Below are 19,369 nucleotides of genomic sequence, written 5' to 3'. Positions count from 1 at the left end.
CGCCACCACCACCGACCAGCCGACCGCGCACACCGCCGACGCCCATCCCCAGGACGACGCCGACCCCCACCGTGTTCCCCTGCCGCAGACCCGCTCCCACACCCTCCACCCCACCTCCTCCCTTGACACCGTCGGCGCATCGGACGCCGACGAACCACACCGCCGACGTCCCCCCGCCCCGCTACGAGCCGCCCACCCCACAGACCCGCACCCTCTGACCGCTGCCTCCCGGGCCACCCATCCCGGCAACAACCACCCGACGAACGCCGACGCCCATGTCAGGCACAGGCTGAACGCCTATGCCGATGTCCCGCAGCTGGGCGACGCTGAGACTCATGCCGGGCACCCGTTGAACGCCCACGCCGATGTCCCACACGTGGGCGACGCCGACACCCATGTCGACCGGACCTTAGGCCCCCAAGCTCACGTCCCATACTCCTTGGACACCCACGCACCAACGCCGCACGGCCTCGCCCCGCACCGGCAAGACCCCGCCACGCTGAGCACCCATCGCCTGAGCCCCTACTCCCACACCACGCACGCCGTGAGCCCGAACGCTGCGGACCAGCACGCTGTGAGCCCGAACGCTGCGGACCCGAACTGTGCGGACCCGAACTGTGCGGACCCGAACTGTGCGGACCCGCACACTCTGGGGCCGCATGTCGCCGGCTTGCCACATGCCGCGGGCTCGCATCACCAGGGCGCCGGCGCTGCCAGTCTGAGCTCGCATCCTCTGGGCTCGCATGTCCTGAGCCGGCACGTCCGGCACGTCGCTGTCGGCACCGACGCCCCGCGCCATGAGACGACGACACCGGACCCACCCACGCTCCGACCACCAATGCCCCCGACCTTGCCCCCTTCCTTCGAAGCGTTCCGCGCAGCCATCACCGCCAAGGCCCCCGCCCTTGACCCCGGCCGTCCGGGCTTGCGCGTGCTCCTTCTCCTAGCCGTCCTGGCGGCCTTGGCCGCAGGCGTCTTCCTCTGGCGTTCAGCACCGACTCCGGAACCGCTGCCCGTCGCGTCCCCCGCGCCGCAAGAACGGGCGTCCCGTCCTGCGCCGCCACTCCCACCGACCCCCACGGGCGAGGTCACCGTCCACATCACCGGCAAGGTGCGCAAACCCGGTATGTACACCCTCCCGATGGGCGCCCGCGTGGCCGACGCGGTGAAGGCCGCCGGGGGAGTACGTCAGCCCGCCGCCGCGGCCTCGGTGAATCTCGCCAGACGCCTCGTCGACGGAGAGCAGATCACCGTCGGCGCTCCCGGCGTCGGCACCAGCCAAGCCCCGCCTCTCACGGACCCCGCCACCACGGTCCTCGACCTCAACACCGCCACCCCCGACCAACTGGATCAGCTCCCCGGCGTAGGGGAGGTCCTGGCAGCACGCATCGCCGAGTTCCGCACCGCCCACGGCGGCTTCACCAGCGTGACCCAACTCCAGGAAGTCCCAGGCATCGGCGCCAAGAAGTACGAGGAAATCAAGGACAAGGTCCGCATCTGACATGCCCCACCACTCCACCCCCAGGTCAGCCTCCGACATGCCGCGCGACTCCGTCCCCAGGTCGGCCTCCGACATGCCGCGAGACTCCATCCCCGGCCACGTTCCCGACGACCCTCGCGATGCTCCGCCTCGGCCCACCTCCGACGAGCCCCACGATTGCCCGCCCAAGACCGCCCTGGACAGGCCCGGCGATCCAACCACCAGCCCGCATCCAGTCACGACACCAGCCGAGGAAGCAGCCCCAACGGCCGTCGGAGCTCACATCTGGATCCTCACATGCCCTGCCCTGGCCACGTGGGCGGCGACCCTGGCACTCCTTCGCAGTTCGCCCGCCGCCGGCCTCACCGTGTCAGCGCTCGCCGCACTTGGAGCCCTCGCCACGGCGTTGATCACACGCAACCGCGACAACCTCTCCCAGGGAGCCGCTCCTCACCCTGCCGAACCCTCCAGAGCTGCCCGCCACACCGACCTCTCCCACGAAGCCACAAACAGGCCCTCCGGAGACAACACACAGCAGCACTTCGACCAACACCACCCAAACGAGCAGCCCCATACCGCCCAACTCCGCACAGAGGGCACCCCGCATCCAGGCGCCCGCCCGTACGCAGCGGGTCTCTTCCACGCGGAGGGTCATTCGCACATAGACGGCTGCCCGCACCCTCAGGGTGACGCGCACCTTCAGGGCGACCCGCACCCTCAGGGCGACATGCAGCCCCAGGGCGACCCGCACCCTCAAGCAGAAGACAGCCGCCGCGGGGGCATCCCTCACCCACGCGGTTACCGCCAAGATCACGGCCGTCGCCCCCGCCCCTGGCGCAACCTGATCATCGCCACCCTGGTCTGCACGGCCGCCGCCTCCGCGTCCGTGGCCGCGCGGGTTCACGCCGTCACCACGGGCCCCGTCGCCGTGCTCGCCCGTCAAGGGGCGACGATCACCGCCGAGATCACCCTCACCGACGACCCCAAGATCAAGCCTGGCCGGTTCGGGCAGGAGCAGGTCGTCGTCCATGCCACCCTCGACGCCTACCGGACAGCCCGTCGCCGCGAAGCCGTGAGTCTCCCCGTCCTCGTCCTCGCCCACGGCCCCGCATGGCGTCCCCTGCTCCCCAGCCAGCGCGTCCGGGTGACCACGCGCCTCGCCGAGCCCACCCCGGGCGAACTGACCGCCGCCGTCCTGCTCGTCCGCGGAAACCCCAGCGTCCTCACACCCCCGAGCCACGTCCAAGCCGTCGCCGGAACGCTGAGACAAGGTCTGCGCACGGCGGCCGACGTCCTCCCCGCCGATCAGCGGGGCCTCCTGCCCGGCCTCGTGGTGGGCGACGTCTCACGCATGGACCCCCAAGTCAGTGCGGACCTCAAGGACTCCGGCCTGAACCACCTCAATGCCGTGAGCGGCACGAACCTGTCCATCGTGGCGGGCGCGGCGCTCGCCCTCTCCCGCCTCGCCGGACTCCCGCTCACCGTCAGGGCGCTCTTCGCCGCCGTGGCGATGATCGGCTTCGCCGTGGTGGCCCGACCCTCGCCGAGCGTGCTCCGAGCCCTCCTCATGGGCCTGGTCGCCGCCGTCGCCCTCGGTACTGGGCGGCCCAAGGACGGGATCGCCGCTCTCTCGGCCGCGGTGCTGCTCCTGCTCCTCTTCTCGCCCGATCTGGCGATCTCGTACGGCTTCGCCCTGTCCGTCTGCGCGACGGCCGGCATCCTCCTCCTGGCGCCCCGATGGCGTGACCGGCTGAAGCTGAGGACCAGGTTGCCCGGGTGGGCGGCCGAGGCGGTCGCCGTGCCCTCCGCCGCGCAGGTCGCCGTGACACCCGTGCTCGTGCTCATGGCCGGTCAGGTGTCCCTGGCCGCGATCCCGGCCAACCTGCTCGCCGGCCCGGCGGTGGCGCCCGCGACGCTGCTCGGGTTCGCCGCCGCGCTGGTGGCGCCGTTCTGGCCGGAGGCGGCGCGGCTGATCGTCGTCCCCGCCGGCTACGCGGTGGGCTGGATCATCACGGTGGCCCGCTGGGCCGTGGGACTCCCGCTCGCGACCGTGCCCTGGCCCGGCGGCGTCACGGGTCTCGGGCTGCTCGCCCTGGCGGCTGTCGTCGTGACGCTGTTGATCAGGCGCCGAGCCTGGAGGGCCGTGGCGCTGGCGTTGGCGGCGGGCGCGCTGGTCGTGCTGCTGGTCTTCCGGCCGCTCGTCGCTCCCTGGCCGCCGAAGGCGTGGCTGATGGTGGTGTGCGACGTCGGCCAGGGCGACGGCCTGGTCCTGGCGGCGGGCCCGGGACGGGGCGTCGTGGTGGACACCGGCCCCGATCCCGTCACCATGGACCGCTGCCTGCGCCGCCTCGGCGTGACCGACGTCCCGCTGGTCATCCTCACCCACCCGCACGCCGACCACATCGACGGGCTGTCCGGCGTCCTCAGGGGCAGGCGTGTGGGCGCCGTCGTCGTCAGCCCGCAGCGCACTCTCGAACAGCAGGCGTCCCGGCTGTCGGCGGACCTCGCCCGGCGCCGCATCCCGCAGTGGACGGCGCCGCCGGGGGCTCGCTGGCGGCTGGGCCCGTCCGAGCTGACCGTCCTGGCCCCCGAACCCACCCGTGCCGCGCCCGCCGGCCAGGGCGAGGGCAGCGCCGCCAACAACTCCAGTGTCGTCGTCCACGTACGCTGGCGGGCCGGCTCGGCGCTGCTGAGCGGCGACATCGAGACGGAGGCCCAGGACGACCTGCTGCGCGGCGGACTGCTTCCCCAGGCCGACATCCTCAAGGTCCCGCACCACGGCTCACCCAGACAGGACCCCGCCTTCTTCGCCGCCGTGGGCGCCCGCGCCGCCCTGATCAGCGTGGGCGCGGGCAACGACTACGGCCATCCGGCGCAACCCACGCTGTCGCTTCTGCAGCGCCTGGGGGTCCGCGTCCACCGTACCGATCGGTCGGGAGATGTCGCAGTGGTGGAACGGGAGGGACACCTGGCCATCGTGTCCCGGGGCAGGCAGGAGGACGCCCGGCCTCCTCCGTGATGCCGGAGCAGTTCGGTCGGGTGGTGGTCTCGGCCTCTTTGCCTGTCGGGTCGTGATTTTGAGCCCCTGCCTGTCGGGCGCTGGTTTGCGCTTTGCGGGTCAGCAGGTGGTTTGGAGTTCTTGCCCGTCAGGTGTGGTCCGGGTCCCGGTGGACTCACGCTTGCGCCCGGGGGCCCGGGGGCCCGGGGGTCCGGGGGTCCTTCGCCGCCGGTGCCCCTTCCCGGCTGCCCGTCATGCGCTGGTGGGTTCGGAGACTGGCCAGGAGTTCACGGGGGTCGGAGGATCGGCAGCGGTGCGCACGCTTCTTGCAGTACTCCCGCGCACTCGCGTCTTCGCCAAGGGCGGGGGGTGTGGGGGACGTAGTTCTCGCTGGTGGTGTCTCGGGCTCGGGGTGAGGCGCTCGGTGTCCCAGCCCGTGCCCGGCTTGGGTGTCGTGCGCGCCGGCCTGTGAACGGGGCTCGTCCGCAGGAGGGGCGCGGCCCGTGCCCGTCCTGGCGCGGTGACAGCGGCGATGCGGTGGACGGCGTCGCCGAGTACCCGGTTGTCGGTGGAGCGTGGGATGCTGCTCGACATGGCGGGAAGCGATCCAGCACTGGTGACCCTGGTCGTCGGCGACGAGGAGTTGCTGGCCGAGCGGGCCGTCGGCGCCGTCGTGGCGGCGGCGCGGGCCGCCGACCCGGGAGCCGAGGTGCATGACCTCGTGGGGTCCAAGGTGGGGACCGGGGAACTGGTCCAGCTCACCTCGCCGTCGCTGTTCGGCGACCGGTCGGTGGTGGTGATCCGGTCCGCGCAGGACCTGGTCAAGGAGGTCGCCGCCGAGGTCGTCGCCTACGCCGCCCACCCGTCGGGTGACACCGTGCTCGTGCTGGCGCATCCGGGCGGCGCGAAGGGCAAGGCGCTGGTCGACGGGCTCAAGAAGGCCAAGGCGCACGTCGTCACCGTGGCCAAGCCGACCAAGGCGGGGGAGCGGCTCGACTTCATCAAGAGCGAGTTCAAGCGGGCGGGCCGCTCGATCGCCTCCGACGCCGCCCAGGCGCTGCTCGACGCCGTGGGCAACGACCTGCGTGAGCTGGCCGCCGCGTGCAGCCAGCTCATCTTCGACACCGAGGAGAAGACGGTCGGCGTCGCCGCTGTGGCCCGCTACCACAAGGGCCGGGCGGAGGTCACGGGGTTCAACGTGGCGGACGCCGCGGTGGAAGGGCGGCTGGCCGAGGCCCTGGAGCAGTTGCGCTGGGCGCTCGGCACCGGGGTCGCCCCCGTGCTGCTGGTCAGCGCGCTGGCGGGCGGGCTGAGGTCGATCGCCAAGGTCGCCGGGGCTCCGCGCAACCTGCGGGGTGGTCAGCTGGCGAGCCATCTGGGCATGCCTCCCTGGAAGATCGATCGCGTCAAACGGCAGCTCAACGGCTGGGGGCCGCAGGGGTTGTCGCGGGCCATCCAGGCCGTGGCCGACGCCGACGAGCAGGTGAAGGGTGGCGGCGCCGACCCGGCGTACGCGCTGGAACATGCGGTCCAGATCATCGTGGCCAGCCGCACGGGCCGCTAGGGCCTCCATCGAAGTGTGTTCTGCCAGTACCCTCGGGTGCTCGGGTGCTCGGGTGCTCGGGTGCTCGGGTGCGCGCGGGCTCGCGGGCTCGCGGGCTCGCGTGCTCGCGTCAGGGTGCGCAGACCCGCACTCGCCGGCGGATCCCGCGATCGCCCGCCGCTCGCCGGCGGGTTCCATCGATCGAGCGCCGCTCGCCGGACAACGGAGGCCGCCCCGGCCGCCGCGGTATCGGCAGCGGTGGTTCCGGCGCCGCCCGCCGTGCATCGGTCGGGGCGCATCGCCTCGACCGATGAGGTGCCCAGGAGGTCTCCGACAGGCAGGGGTGTTCGTGGGCGACCAACCGGCTACCGGAGACCTCTTCCGTCGTCGATCCACGACCCGGTTGACGCATCAGGCCGAAGCGCGGCTGGGGACTTGGTGCTCGCACGCTCTGCAGGTCAGCGGTGGGACTCCGCCTGTACCAGGAGGCGTTTGAGCAGGGCGTCCAAGGTCTGCTGCTCGCCCGCGTCCAGCACCGACACCAGCTCCGACTCCACCCGTCCCCGGATGGCCATCGCCTCCGTCCACAGCTCGCGTCCCTTGGGGGTCAGCTCCACGTCCACCCGGCGGCGGTCGTCCGCCCCGCGGACGCGACGCACCAGGCCCGAACGCTCCAGCGTGTCGAGGCGGCCGGTCATGCCCGCCGGTGACAGCAGCATCTCGGCCGCGAGCTTCGACGGCGTGGCCGACCCGCCGGCCGCCACCAGCCGGTGCAGCGTCTCGAACTCGAAGTCCTGCATCCCCACCTGAGCCAGCGCCGCCTCCTTGAACTGCTTGAGGTGCTTGACCAGGAACTGCATCCGCGTGACCACGCCCTCGACCCGCTCGTCGTAGGGAGCCTTGCCGCGCCAGCGCACCAGGTGTCGATCGACCGAGTCCTCCACGCGCCCGATCATACGTCGGCCGAGGCGGGAAAGTTCGGTGGCGAAGCGTTCGGCGGCGAAAGATCCGAAGCGTCGTAAGGGTGACGACACCTTACGCCGCCGTAATGTTCGTTGACGAAACATTCGCTGGCGAAATATGCTCGCGGCCCATGACACGTCGCCTGCTCGTCGGGCGCGGGCTGTCCGCCCTGGCCACCGCGCTCATCCCCACGACCCTCACCCTTGCCGTCCTGCGCACCCACGGATCCGAGTCCGGCGCGCTCGGGGCGGTGCTGGCCTGCGAGCTGGTCCCACTGCTCGTGTTCCTGCCCGTCGGCGGGGTGCTGGCCGACCGGCTGCGTCCCGAGCGGGTCATCCTGCTGGCCGATCTCGTACGCTGCCTGGCCCAGGTCGGGATCGGCGCCGAGCTGATCGCCGGGTCCGGGCGCCTGCCCGTGCTCGCCGTGCTGTCGGCGGTGTCCGGCGTGGCCATCGCGTTCGGCATGCCGGCCGTGCCGCGCCTGGTGGCGGCCGTGGTGCCGGGGCCCGACCGGCTGCGCGTGAACGCGCGCATCGGCGTCGTGACGAGCGTGTCGGGCGTGGCCGCCCCCGCGGTGGCCGGTGGCATGGCGCTGGCCGTGGGCCCCGGCTGGGCCGCCGCGCTGACGGGCCTGCTGTTCGCCGGCTCCGCTCTCACTCTGGGCGGCATCCGCACCTCCGGGGACGCCACGCCCGAGAAGCGCAGGAACGCGGAGCAGCCACCGAACGTGGAGGAGCGCCCGAACGGCGAGGAGCGCCGGAGCGCGGAGCAGCGCCGGAGCGCGAACCAGGGCCGGAGCGCGGAGAAGCGGTTCGGGCGGGAGTTGGCCGACGGGTGGCGGGAGGTCAGGGTGCGGCCCTGGTTCCTGCGGAGCGTGCTCGGCCACGGCGTCTGGCACTTCACCGCCGGCCTCTTCCTCACCCTCGGCCCGCTGACCGCCGTCGCGAGCCTCGGCGGCGAGGCCGCGTGGGTGCTGGTCGCGCAGGCCGGCACGGCGGGCCTGGTCCTGGGTGTGCTCGCGGCGCCGCGCCTGCCGATCCGCCGGCCGATCGTCGTGGTGCAGGTCGCCGCCGCCCTGTACGGCCTGCCACTGGCGGCCCTGGCCGTCCCGGCGCCCGCCTGGGTCGTCGCGGGCGCCTACTTCGCGGCCATGTGCGGCCTCGGCGTGCTGAGCCCGCTGTGGGAGACCGTCGTGGCGCAGGAGATCCCGGAGGCTGCGCTCGGCCGGGTACGGTCCCTGGACCAGCTCATCTCGTTCGCGGCCCGGCCGCTCGGGCTGGCCGTGGCGGTGCCGCTGGCCGGGCTGGCCGGCGCGACCGGGCTGCTGCTCGCGGCCGGGGCGCTGGTGGCCGCGGCGAACCTCGCGGCGATCGTCAGGACTCCTGTGGAACCACCTCGCGCAGCACCCCGTCGGCGATCTCCAGCACCCGGTCCGCGAGCGTGATGAGGCCGAGGTCGTGGGTGGCGACCAGCGCCGTCACGCCCTCGCCGCGCACCAGCGCCCGCAGCAGCTCCATGATCTGCCGCCCGGTCTGCGAGTCGAGCTGCGCGGTGGGCTCGTCGGCCACCAGCAGCCGCGGCCGGTTGGCCAGGGCCCGCGCGATGGCCACGCGCTGCCGCTGCCCGCCCGACAGCTCGTACGGCCGCTGGTTGCCGTGCTTGTCCAGCCCCACGAGGGCGAGCAGCATCCGCACCCGCTCCTCCCGCTCGCCGGCCGGCAGCCGGTTGAGCCGCATCGGAACGCCGACGTTCTCCGCCGCCGACAGCACCGGCACCAGCCCGAACGACTGGAACACGAACCCGACCACGTCCCGGCGCAGCCCCACCAGGTCGTCCTCGGCCATCGCCGTGACCTCCTGCCCGGCGACGAGCACCCGGCCGGCGTCGGGCCGGTCGAGGCCGCCGATCTGGTTGAGCAGCGTGGTCTTGCCCGACCCGGACCGCCCGCGGATCGCGATCAGCTCGCCGGGGAACGCCTCGAACGTCACCTCCCGCAGCGCCACGACCTCCTTGGGCCCGGTCCGGTAGACCTTGCGCAGCCCCTCGACCACGACCAAGGGCTCACTGCTCACCCGAGGGCTCCTCTCTGGCCGGCCATACGCCGATATGGTCGGATTCGAGCTCCAGGCGTACCCGGCGCTCCATGTTCAGGGCGTTCATGAAGTCGCGCGGGAGCTGCAGCCGCCCGACCCGGTCGAGCACGGCGTACTCCTCGGCGACGACCTGCCCCTCCGCGCCCTCCCGGCGCAGCGTCTCGCTGCTGGTACGGCCGTCGCGGATGCCGATCGTCCGGTCCACCTGCTCGGCCACGAGCGGGTCGTGGGTCACGATGACCACGGTCACGCCCAGCTCCCTGTTGGCCTTGCGCAGGGCGTCGAACACCTCCTCGGAGGTGTCGCTGTCCAGCTCGCCGGTGGGCTCGTCGGCCAGGATGAGCTGCGGGGAGTTGGCCAGCGCGACGGCGATGGCCACCCGCTGCTGCTCGCCGCCGGACAGCTCGCCGGGTCTGCGCCCGGCCCGGTCGGCGACGCCGAGCAGGTCCAGCAGCTCCATCGCCCGGCCCTTGCCGCGGCGGCCGGCCAGCCGTACCGGCAGCTCGGCGTTCTCGCGCGCGGTCAGGTACGGCAGCAGGTTGCGCGCCGTCTGCTGCCAGATGAACCCGACCACCTCCCGCCGGTAGCGCAGCCGGTCCTTGGCCGTCATCGACAGCAGGTCCATGCCCGCCACCCTGGCCACGCCGGCGGTGGGCACGTCCAGGCCGGACAGCACGTTGAGCAGGGTCGACTTGCCGGAGCCGGACGCGCCGACGACGGCGACCAGCTCGCCCTCGTCGATCAGCAGGTCCAGGCCCTGGAGGGCGACCACCTCGACGCCCTCGGTCTTGTAGATGCGCACGAGGTTGTCGCACACGATGTGGGCGTCGCCGCCGAAGGCGGCCCGGGGCGCGCCGGCCTGGGCCTCCAGCTCGGACAGGGTGGGGTTCATGGCGGGATCACCTGCTCGCGACGTGATGGGGGTGGGGATCGGTCATGAGGAGCCTGCTCGCGACGGTGCGGGGGCGGGACATGAGAGCTTGCGTGGGGAGGCGGGCGTGGCCGGTCATGTGAGCTCGCCCGTCCGCAGGAGCGTCGCCCCGGTGCCGCGTCCGCGCCCGGCCGCTGTGTGGACGTACGCGCCGAGCCCGGCGGCCACCGCGAGCCCCGCCGCCAGCAGCACCGGCACGGCCAGGTCCGGGGCGTACCCCTGCACGGCCACCCCGCCCGCGTACGACGACAGGTCGATGCCGGGCCCGAGCGCCGCCGGGAGGGCGAGCCCCAGCCCCAGGCCGACCAGGGCGGTGACGAGCACCAGAGGCAGGATCTCCAGCGTGGTCAGCCCGCGCGCCTGCCGCTCCGACAGCCCGAGCGGGCGCAGGAAGGCCAGCGCCCGCGTCCGGTCCGCCGCCCCCATCACCAGCATGACGACGACGGCGACCAGCGCGTACGCGGCCAGCGCCACGGTGGTGATCGCGAGGACGGCCCGCACGGTGCCGGTGAGCGGGGCGTCGCGGATCGCGGCTAGCTCGGATGACTGGGAGGTCACGACCGCCAGCGGCTGCCGGACGGCCCGGGCCACCGCCGCCGGGTCGGCGTCGCCCTTGACGAGCAGCGTGTTCACGGACGGCCGCGCGTTGACCCGCAGCGGCGTCACGAGGAACTTGCCGCGGGTGAAGAACCCGGGCACGGCCGTGACCACGCCGGCCTCGGTGATCTTCGCCCGGGCGTGCCAGCCGATGTCCATCGTGCCGCGCCCGTGCAGCTCCGGCGAGACCAGCGCGGGCAGCCCGGAGGCGGACGCGGGCAACGCGGGCAGGCCGACCGGCGAGTCCGCCAGCACCCGCCGCCAGGCGGCCACGTCCACCGCGATGGCCTCGGCCCGCTCGCCGGTGTAGCCGAGCTGCACCTGCCCGGTCTGCGCGGGCACCACCAGCTCCACACCGGGCACGGCCCTGACCCGTTCCACCACGTCGGCGGGCAGCTCCACGCGGGACGTCACCTTGATCGGCGCGCCGACGGCCTGCCAGGCGGCCTGCCGCTGCGCCGTCCCCACGCCACTGGAGATCACCGAGGCGAACACCGACACGGCCAGCGCCGGCAGCAGGATGAGCACCGGCAGCACGCTGGCCGGCCGGGCCCGCGCCGCCCGGGTCAGGCCGAGGAACGGCACGGCCGCCCGGCCGCGCGAGGCCAGCCGTACGAGGAGGCGGAGGGGGTAGGGGTAGCAGCGGATCGTGACCAGCGCGGCGGCCACGGTCAGCGCAACCGGCACGACCAGCAGGAACGGGTCGTCGCCGGCCTCGCCCGCGAGGCTGCGCGAGCGCAGCAGGTACGCCCCGGCCAGCGCGAGCAACACGACCAGCGCCTCCAGCGTGGTCCGGCGCAGCGGCGGCCGGGCGGCGGCCACGTCGTCGCGGCGCTCGCGCAACGGCGTGCGGTGGGCGACGACCGGCCGCCCGGCGGCGTAGCCGAGCGCCACGGCGAGCACCAGCGCCGGCCCGGCGTGGACGACGAGCGTGGGCGGTCCGGGCACCAGCCAGGACAGGGCGTACCCGGCGACGGCGGCCGGCACGGCGGCGAGCGCCACCGGTCCGGCCCCGGCCGCCGCGAGGCGCGGCAGCGACGCGCCGCGCGCCCGGGCGAGCGCCAGGGCGGTGTCCGCGCGTTCGGACAGCAGCCGTACGGCCAGCACGATCACGCCGGCGGCCACGGCCAGCAGCCCGCCGAGGACCAGGATCGTCACGGTCCGCGCCGTGTTCTGCGCGGTGAGGAACTTGCCGAGCAGCTCGGGCAGCCGGGTGTTGAGCTGGTAGCGGCCGGCGGCGGTGCCCGGCTCGACCGTCACGGCCCGCTCGTAGTCGGTGATGGCCGCCTCGACGTCGGCGACGCCGAGCGAGGTGGGCGCGCCCGGGTCCAGCCCGAGCGTCCAGGTGTAGACGAGGTTGCGGTCGTCGCCGTCGAGCCGGGTCAGGCTCGCGGCCGAGACGAGGGCGGTCGCGCGGCGCTCCAAGTCCAGGCCGCCGGGCGGCAGCGTCTCGATCACCCGGGGGACGTCGCTGTGGAGGCTCCAGTAACGGTCGGCCGGGTCCACGGCGGCGAACACGCCGACGACCTTGACGGCCGCGTAGTCGCTCTCGCCGAGGATGTGCGTGGTGCCGACCTTCAGTCCCATCTTGGCGCGGGCGTCCTCGGAGACGCCGACCTCGAACACGGGGATGGTCTCCCGCTCGTACGTCATGGAGCCCGGGGCGCCGGGCGGGCGGCCCTCGGTCCAGCGCACCCGCCGGTCGGCGTCGGACAGCCAGCCGACGTTGAGGTAGCGCTTGCCGCTGGAGCCGTGGACCGGCGTGTCGTACGTCACGGCGCTCATGTGGCTGGTGCCCTGGCCGGCGGGCAGCACGAGCGGCCGCAGCGCCGGGGGCAGCAGGGCGCGCAGCCGCGCGTCGGCGGCGGCGAACTGGGCGGGGTCGCGCAGGCTGTTCTCCGCGGCGGGCGGCTCCACCTGCGCCAGCAGGTCGGTCTGGAGCGCCGGCGCGCCGCGCAGCGCCGCGTGGAGGGCGTCGTCGAAGGACGCCTGCAGGGCGCGCGGCAGCCCGCCGACGAGCAGGCACGCGCTCAGCGTGAGGACGCCGAGCAGCACCACCGGACCGAGGTGGACGCGCGCCGGGACCAGTGACCTCACAGCGGCCTCCCAGGATGGACGCGCGCCGGGACCAACGACCTCACAGCGCCCTCCCACGATGGACGCGCGCCGGCACCAAGGGCTTCACTGCAGCTCCCCGAGGCGGGCGCCGCGCCCGCGCACGCTGCGCGCGAGCCCGGCGACGATGACGAACAGCAGGGCCGTCACGAGCGCCAGCATGCCGGCGGTCGCGGCCCAGGGGACGTCGAGCACCACGTCCGGCGTGACCGCCGACGCCTGCCCGGTCAGCACGATGTGCGGCACGACCAGCACGCCCATGACGGCGGCGAGCGCGGTGCCCGCGACCAGCGACAGCCCGACCACGAACGCCTGCTCGACGGCCAGCAGCCCGAGCAGCTGCCGCGAGCTGACCCCGAGGGCCCGCAGGACCGCGAACTCCGCCGACCGCTCGCGTGCCGCGACCGTGGCGTTGACGAGGAACCCGAGCACCGCGAACACCAGCGCCGCCACGAAGCCGAGGATCAGCGCGCCCTGCAGGCCGCCGGCGAGCGGGTCGTCGCGCAGCGCGGCGGTCACCTCGCGCCGGTCCACCGCGGTCACGTCCCACTGGGGATGGCGGCCGAGGGCGGCGCGGGCGGGCCCGGTGTCGCCCTCGCGCACGGCCAGCCACCACTCGGTCGCGGGCCTCGGCTGCTGTCCCGCCGCCAGCGCGCGGGCCTGGAGCGCACCCCAGTCGGCGAGGACGGCCTGCTGGTCGCCGGCCGTCGTGGGCATCCGCTCGACGATCCCCGCCACCTCCACCTCGATCACGTCCCGGTCCAGCGTGACGCGCCCGATCTGCCCGGTGCGCAGCTTCAGCGACTTGGCGAGCCCGGCGGTGAGCACCACGGGCAGCGGTTCCCGGGCCGGCGCCCGGCCCGGGGTGAAGACGACCGGCCGCGCCGCCGTGACCTCCAGGGTCCCGGCTCCCGGCAGGGCGACCGTACGGCCGCCGGCGACCAGGCCGGACAGCGTCACCTCGGCCGTGCCCTCCGTGACCGGCCCGATGGTCAGGCCGCGGACGCTCAGCGGGTAAGCGATCTTCCCGCCGCGGCCGGCCAGCCCGTCCAGGGACGCCTCCAGCCGGTTGGCGCCGGCCTTCAGCATGCCGAGCGGGAGCTCGCGCCACACGCCGAGCGCGTCGGAGACGGTCAGCCGCAGCGGCGCCGCGGCGTCGGAGCGGGCCTCGACGGCGAGCGCGGCCGGCTCGCCGGGCAGCTCCACCCCGCCGGAGCCCTGCCCGGCGGGCCGCAGGGCGCGCGACAGCTCGCCCGTGCCGCGGTCGGTCAGGTCAGGGCGCAGCCGGAACAGCTCGGTCAGCCGCGCGGCGTCGAGCCCGAGCAGGACCGCGTCACCGCCGCCGAACTCCGCCTGTCCCCGGAACGCGGGGGAGACCGCCGTGACGCCCGGCAGCGCGGCGAACGCCGTCCCGCGCCCGAGGGCGCCCAGCTCCGGCCCGTCGGGCGGCCCCGACAGCCGCAGGTCGGCGCCGGCCCGGTGGTCGGCCTGGTCCTGCTGGGAGGTGCGCCAGGTGGCCGCCGTGGCCATCGACATGACGCCGATCGCGACGGCCATGGTCAGCAGCAGCGCCGGCCCGGAGTACCGCAGCGGGCGCCGGCTCACCTGCCAGGCGCCGAGCGCCGGGGCGAGCGAGCGGCGGCGGGCGGTCAGCCGCTCGGCGAACCGGGAGATCCGCGGCACCAGCCGCAGTCCCAGCATGCCGCCGGTGAGCAGCGCCAGCGCGGGCCCGGAGACGATCAGCGGGTCGATGCCCAGCTCGCCGGTGGCCGTGGTGGTGACGGGCGCGCCGTACCGGCGCAGCTGCCAGATGGCCAGCGCCGCCACGACGAGCAGCGCGACGTCGGCGCCCGCCCGCTCGACCAGGCCGCGCCCGCCGCGCCCGCGGGCCGCCTGCTCCTCCACGTACGTACGGCGGGCGCCGGCGAGCGCGGGCAGCACGAGCAGCACCGCCGAGGCCAGCGCCACGCCCGTGGACACGAGGAACGTGCTCAGGTCGGCCCGCGGCGCCAGCCGCACGCCGGAGGCGGCGATCCACGGCAGCGACCCGACGAGCGACAGCAGCGGCGGGGCCAGGAACGGCGCGACGAGCGCGCACGGCAGCGCCACCAGCAGCGCCTCGCCGGCCGCGAGCGCGGCCAGGCGCGGCGTGCCCGCGCCGCGCGAGCGCAGCAGCGCGACCTCCATCCGGCGGTGGTCGGCGAGCAGCCGCGCGGTGAGCATGAGGGCGTACGCGGCGAGCAGCAGAAGCTGGAGCACCGGGATGAGCATGGTGGAGCGCGCGACCAGCGCGGCCGTGCCGAGCTGGGTCAGCAGCTCCGGCAGGCGGCTGGTGACGGTGCAGGAGCCGCAGCCGCCGTCCTGGAGGGCCTGGCGCAGCCCCGCCACGCGCGCGGCGAACGGCCGCAGCGCCTCGGGGGTGATGCCGCGCAGGTCGGGGACCGCCGTCCAGGTGGTGTTCACGTTGGTGGCGAAGCGGGCGAGGAAGGTCTCGCGCACCACCATGAGCGGGCCGTAGGTGGTGAAGCCGCCGCTCTCCACGCCCCGGCTGAGGAGCTGCTCGCCGGCCCAGCGGTCGCCGAACGGGTCGTCGAGCTGGAAGACGCCGGTGATCCGCACCCGCACCGTCCGGTGGTCGAGGCGTCCCTGGGTGGTGAACTCCTGCCCGCTCTCCCACCCGGCCGCCGACGCCGCCGAGAGGGACACGGCCGCCTCGACCACGGGGGTCCCGGCGGGGGCGGGACGCGGCCAGGAGCCCGTCACCAGCCTGGCGTGCCGGTCCAGGGAGTCGTAGGAGCCGAACCTGAGCAGTCCGGGCCGCTCCCGGTGCTCCTGCCCGGGCAGCACGTACGAGTCGGAGCGGAAGGCCGTCGTGATCGTGACCGGGGCCCCGGCGTAGGCGGAGCCGATCCGCTCGCGCACGGCCGCGTCGAGCCGGGGGAACGTCTCGGCCGTCACGGGGGTGGAGACGGTCGCGGCCACCTGGCGCAACGACGCGGTCTCCATCGCCCGCCGCACGCCCGCCTCGGCCGTGGACGTGGCGTACAGGGTGAGCGAGACCAGCGTGGTCGTCGCCAGGAGGATCGAGCCGAACGCCGCCAGCAGCAGCAACGGCTCGCTGAGCGCGCGCCTGAGCACCCACGGCCCCCGCACCGTGCCCCCCTTCCGCCGGTTTCTCAGAGAACTCTGGGGAACGGCGGGGGGCGGGGCAAGCGATCTTGTCAACGGTGACGGAGCCGATACGGCCCGGCGATACCGATGTGATATCGAAACTGTGACACAGAGCCGCTGGACATCGCCGTCACGGGGCGATATCGCGCGCGGGAACACAAACGCCGCACTTCACGAGGAAGTGCGGCGCTCGGAAGAACCGTCTTACTTGGCGGCCAGGGCGGCGGCCTGCTTGGCGATCGCCGACTTGCGGTTGGCGGCCTGGTTCTTGTGGATGACGCCCTTGCTGACGGCCTTGTCGAGCTGACGGGCGGCGTCGCGCTGCAGCGCCGCGGCCTGCTCGACGTCGCCCTGCTCGGCGGCCTCGCGGAACTTGCGAACGGCCGTCTTCAGGGACGACTTGACCGCCTTGTTGCGCAGGCGGGCCTTCTCGTTCTGCTTGTTGCGCTTGATCTGGGACTTGATGTTCGCCACGAAGAAGCCTCGGTGAAAGTCTGGGTGATGGATGGGGCGCGCGGGCTCGAGAGAGGGCGCGCCACACGCAGTTGAACAGATTACCAATAACCCAGGTGGCTGCTCAAATCAACGACCTGGGTGGGCTCCATTGACGAGCCACCCCGAAGCGTACTCCCTCCAGTCCTGCTCCGTGGCAGCGAAGTCCACGTACAGGGCGAGGCCGAACCGGTCGCGGCGGCCGTGCTCCGACAGGGCCAGCCGGGCGGCGCGCGCCGCGTCGGCCACGCTCTCCGCGTCGTCGCTCCAGGAGATGCCGTGGTCGTGGTAGGCGGGGGCGCCGACGAGCAGCAGCCGGTCCTCCGGCACCAGGTCGAGGGCCAGTTCCGCCTGGCGCGCGACGTACCCGCCGTAGAGCGGGCGCGTCGGCATGCCCGTGTCGTACGTCATGACCGCCACCTGGTCGACGCGCTCGGCCACCTGCCGGAAGTAGTCCTGCGACCAGTACTTGTCGTGGGAGAGGGCGACGCGGGCCGCCGGGCGCATGAGCGGGTACGGCTCGATCTGCGGGGTCGAGGTGGACAGCAGCCTCGTCAGGGGGCGGGTGCGCGTCAGCAGGTCGAGGAACTCCTCGTCGCCGCTGCCGATCGGCTCGAAGTTGTAGTGGACGCCGTCGAACCCGGCCGCGACCACCGCGCGGACACCGTCCAGGACGTTGGCCCGGGACCGGGCGTCGTCCAGGTCGAGGACGCCGTCCACCTTCTGGCCGAGCCAGGCGGAGACGCGGACCCCGGGGAGCGCCTCGTGCACCCATTTCACGAAATTTCCGGCGGCGGGATACTTGGCGGGATCCAGGCGTCCATCGGCCTCGAACGGCCCCGAATGGACGTACAGCTCCCTGATGCCCGTGCCCCTCAGCCGCTCCGCGAGCTCGTCCACGTCGGCCCGGTCACGGCGGCCGTCCACCCACATGTGGCCGAGCCAGAGGGCGTCGTTGCCCGTGCTCTTCGCCCAGCCTGCCGCGTCGCCGGTAAACTGGACGCGGAACGCGGCGGCCAGGAGGCCGACCAGCGCGACCACGACGACCAAGGCAAGCGCGAGCAGGCGCAGGCCGCGGCGGATGACGGTTCGGGAGATCACCCGGGCATGTCACCATGAAAGACGCTTGACCTCAACCCTGTCGAAACGGACTTCGGTGCGCACTCAGCCTGGCCAGACCGACCCCGCGTTGATCCGCAACTTCTGCATCATCGCGCACATCGACCATGGCAAGTCGACCCTTGCCGACCGGATGCTGCAGATCACCGGCGTGGTCGACGACCGGTCCATGCGCGCCCAGTACCTCGACCGGATGGACATCGAACGCGAACGCGGCATCACGATCAAGTCCCAGGCCGTGCGGCTGCCGTGGGACGGCCACGTGCTCAACATGATCGACACGCCGGGCCACGTCGACTTCACCTACGAGGTCTCGCGCTCGCTCCAGGCGTGCGAGGGCGCGATCCTGCTGGTCGACGCCGCGCAGGGCATCGAGGCGCAGACCCTGGCCAACCTCTACCTGGCCATGAACGCCGACCTGCACATCATCCCGGTGCTCAACAAGATCGACCTGCCCGCCGCGCAGCCCGAGAAGTTCGCCGAGGAGCTCGCCGGCCTCATCGGCTGCGAGCCGTCCGACGTGCTGCGCGTGTCCGGCAAGACCGGCGTGGGCGTGCGCGAGCTGCTCGACCACGTGGTCGCCTCCGTGCCCGCGCCGGTGGGCAAGGCCGACGCCGCGGCCCGCGCGCTGATCTTCGACTCGGTGTACGACACCTACCGCGGCGTCGTCACGTACGTCCGGGTGATCGACGGACACCTGAGCAAGCGCGAGCGCATCCTCATGATGTCCACCAGCGCCACCCACGAGACGCTGGAGATCGGCGTCATCTCGCCCGAGCCCAAGCCGTCCGACCTCGGCCTCGGCGTCGGCGAGGTGGGCTACCTCATCACCGGCGTGAAGGACGTCCGCCAGTCACGCGTCGGTGACACCGTCACCTCCGCCGCCAAGCCCGCCGCCGAGATGCTGGCCGGCTACGAGCACCCCAAGCCCATGGTGTTCTCCGGCCTCTACCCGATCGACGGCGACGAGTACCCCGAGCTGCGCGAGGCCCTCGACAAGCTCCAGCTCAACGACGCCGCGCTGGTCTACGAGCCCGAGACCTCGGCCGCGCTCGGCTTCGGCTTCCGCGTCGGCTTCCTCGGCCTGCTGCACATGGAGATCGTGCGCGAGCGGCTGGAGCGCGAGTTCGGCCTGTCGCTGATCTCGACCGCGCCCAACGTCGTCTACCGCGTGGTCATGGAGGACGGCTCCGAGCTCACGGTCACCAACCCGTCGGAGTTCCCGTCCGGCGGCAAGATCGCGCAGGTCTTCGAGCCGGTCACCAAGTCCACGATCCTGGCCCCGGCCGAGTTCATCGGCGCGATCATGGAGATCTGCCAGGGGCGGCGCGGGCAGCTCCAGGGCATGGACTACCTGTCGGAGGACCGCGTCGAGATCCGCTACACGCTGCCGCTCGGCGAGATCATCTTCGACTTCTTCGACCAGCTCAAGTCCCGCACCCGCGGCTACGCCTCCCTCGACTACGAGCCCGCCGGCGAGGCCGAGGCCGACCTGGTCAAGGTCGACATCCTGCTGCAGGGCGAGGCGGTCGACGCCTTCAGCGCGATCGTGCACAAGGACAAGGCGTACGCCTACGGGGTCGACATGGCCAAGAAGCTGCGCGAGCTGATCCCGAGGCAGCAGTTCGAGGTGCCCATCCAGGCGGCCATCGGCGCCCGCGTCATCGCCCGCGAGAACATCCGCGCCATCCGCAAGGACGTCCTCGCCAAGTGCTACGGCGGTGACATCTCCCGTAAGCGGAAGCTGCTGGAGAAGCAGAAGGAAGGCAAGAAGCGCATGAAGATGGTCGGCCGGGTGGAGGTGCCGCAGGAGGCGTTCGTCGCCGCCCTGTCCACCGACTCCAGCGCCGACAAGTCCAAGCGCTAG

The 19,369-nt window shown here is 73.5% G+C and carries 12 protein-coding genes; 5 read left to right on the top strand and 7 right to left on the bottom strand.

Annotated elements, in window-relative coordinates; genetic code table 11:
• Window positions 1-838 precede the first annotated feature (838 nt).
• The 3 genes from HT134_RS46815 to holA all read left to right on the top strand — a co-directional run bounded on the left by HT134_RS46815 (window position 839) and on the right by holA (window position 6,042).
• Window positions 839-1,501, top strand: a complete 663-nt coding sequence (locus HT134_RS46815) for a ComEA family DNA-binding protein (RefSeq protein WP_175599765.1) — start codon at window positions 839-841, stop codon at window positions 1,499-1,501.
• Window positions 1,502-2,366: 865 nt separating this feature from the next.
• Window positions 2,367-4,499 (top strand): ComEC/Rec2 family competence protein, encoded by a 2,133-nt coding sequence (locus tag HT134_RS09525; RefSeq protein ID WP_217707257.1) that lies wholly within the window; start codon window positions 2,367-2,369, stop codon window positions 4,497-4,499.
• A 559-nt stretch (window positions 4,500-5,058) separates the two neighbouring features.
• Window positions 5,059-6,042 (top strand): DNA polymerase III subunit delta, encoded by a 984-nt coding sequence (holA, locus tag HT134_RS09520; protein ID WP_246363598.1) that lies wholly within the window; start codon window positions 5,059-5,061, stop codon window positions 6,040-6,042.
• Window positions 6,043-6,479: 437 nt separating this feature from the next.
• On the opposite strand, the gene HT134_RS09515 is transcribed toward holA, so the two are convergent.
• Window positions 6,480-6,965 carry a MarR family winged helix-turn-helix transcriptional regulator gene (locus tag HT134_RS09515; RefSeq protein WP_217707256.1) on the bottom strand — a complete coding sequence of 162 codons (486 nt, stop codon included), beginning with the start codon at window positions 6,963-6,965 and terminating at the stop codon, window positions 6,480-6,482.
• A 149-nt stretch (window positions 6,966-7,114) separates the two neighbouring features.
• On the opposite strand from HT134_RS09515, the gene HT134_RS09510 reads away from it, so the two are divergent.
• On the top strand, window positions 7,115-8,428 hold the full coding sequence (locus tag HT134_RS09510; RefSeq protein ID WP_217707255.1) for an MFS transporter: 1,314 nt from the start codon (window positions 7,115-7,117) through the stop codon (window positions 8,426-8,428).
• Here HT134_RS09510 and HT134_RS09505 read toward each other — a convergent pair.
• From HT134_RS09505 to HT134_RS09480, 6 genes are all read right to left on the bottom strand, one after another.
• On the bottom strand, window positions 8,358-9,056 hold the full coding sequence (locus tag HT134_RS09505; RefSeq protein WP_312888046.1) for an ABC transporter ATP-binding protein: 699 nt from the start codon (window positions 9,054-9,056) through the stop codon (window positions 8,358-8,360). The two genes, HT134_RS09510 and HT134_RS09505, sit on opposite strands and share 71 nt — an antisense overlap.
• Window positions 9,046-9,969: an ABC transporter ATP-binding protein gene (locus tag HT134_RS09500; protein WP_175599761.1), complete on the bottom strand. Its 924-nt coding sequence runs from the start codon at window positions 9,967-9,969 to the stop codon at window positions 9,046-9,048. Before HT134_RS09500 ends, HT134_RS09505 begins: the two co-directional genes overlap by 11 nt.
• A 114-nt stretch (window positions 9,970-10,083) precedes the next feature.
• Complete coding sequence (locus tag HT134_RS09495; protein WP_175599760.1) at window positions 10,084-12,702, bottom strand: FtsX-like permease family protein; 2,619 nt, start codon at window positions 12,700-12,702, stop codon at window positions 10,084-10,086.
• 84 nt (window positions 12,703-12,786) lie between these two features.
• A complete protein-coding gene (locus HT134_RS09490) occupies window positions 12,787-15,873 on the bottom strand; it encodes an ABC transporter permease (protein ID WP_175599759.1) in 3,087 nt (1,028 codons plus the stop codon).
• 222 nt (window positions 15,874-16,095) lie between these two features.
• Window positions 16,096-16,365, bottom strand: a complete 270-nt coding sequence (rpsT, locus tag HT134_RS09485) for a 30S ribosomal protein S20 (RefSeq protein WP_175594977.1) — start codon at window positions 16,363-16,365, stop codon at window positions 16,096-16,098.
• 108 nt (window positions 16,366-16,473) lie between these two features.
• A complete protein-coding gene (locus tag HT134_RS09480; RefSeq protein WP_175599758.1) occupies window positions 16,474-17,484 on the bottom strand; it encodes a glycoside hydrolase family 18 protein in 1,011 nt (336 codons plus the stop codon).
• A gap of 55 nt (window positions 17,485-17,539) precedes the next feature.
• On the opposite strand from HT134_RS09480, the gene lepA reads away from it, so the two are divergent.
• The gene (lepA, locus tag HT134_RS09475) at window positions 17,540-19,369 is read left to right on the top strand and encodes a translation elongation factor 4 (RefSeq protein WP_175599757.1); all 1,830 of its coding nucleotides are present in this window, start codon (window positions 17,540-17,542) and stop codon (window positions 19,367-19,369) included.

The organism is Nonomuraea rhodomycinica, from assembly GCF_013363995.1.
In the GTDB taxonomy this organism is placed as follows: domain Bacteria; phylum Actinomycetota; class Actinomycetes; order Streptosporangiales; family Streptosporangiaceae; genus Nonomuraea; species Nonomuraea rhodomycinica.
This window is presented reverse-complemented; position numbering and strand designations above follow the sequence as displayed.

Bases quoted from the DNA above. Each gene is read 5' to 3' on its own strand.
- HT134_RS09500 (WP_175599761.1), bottom strand. From the start codon at position 9,969: ATGAACCCCACCCTGTCCGAGCTGGAGGCCCAGGCCGGCGCGCCCCGG.
- HT134_RS09510 (WP_217707255.1), top strand. From the start codon at position 7,115: ATGACACGTCGCCTGCTCGTCGGGCGCGGGCTGTCCGCCCTGGCCACC.
- HT134_RS46815 (WP_175599765.1), top strand. From the start codon at position 839: ATGCCCCCGACCTTGCCCCCTTCCTTCGAAGCGTTCCGCGCAGCCATC.
- holA (WP_246363598.1), top strand. From the start codon at position 5,059: ATGCTGCTCGACATGGCGGGAAGCGATCCAGCACTGGTGACCCTGGTC.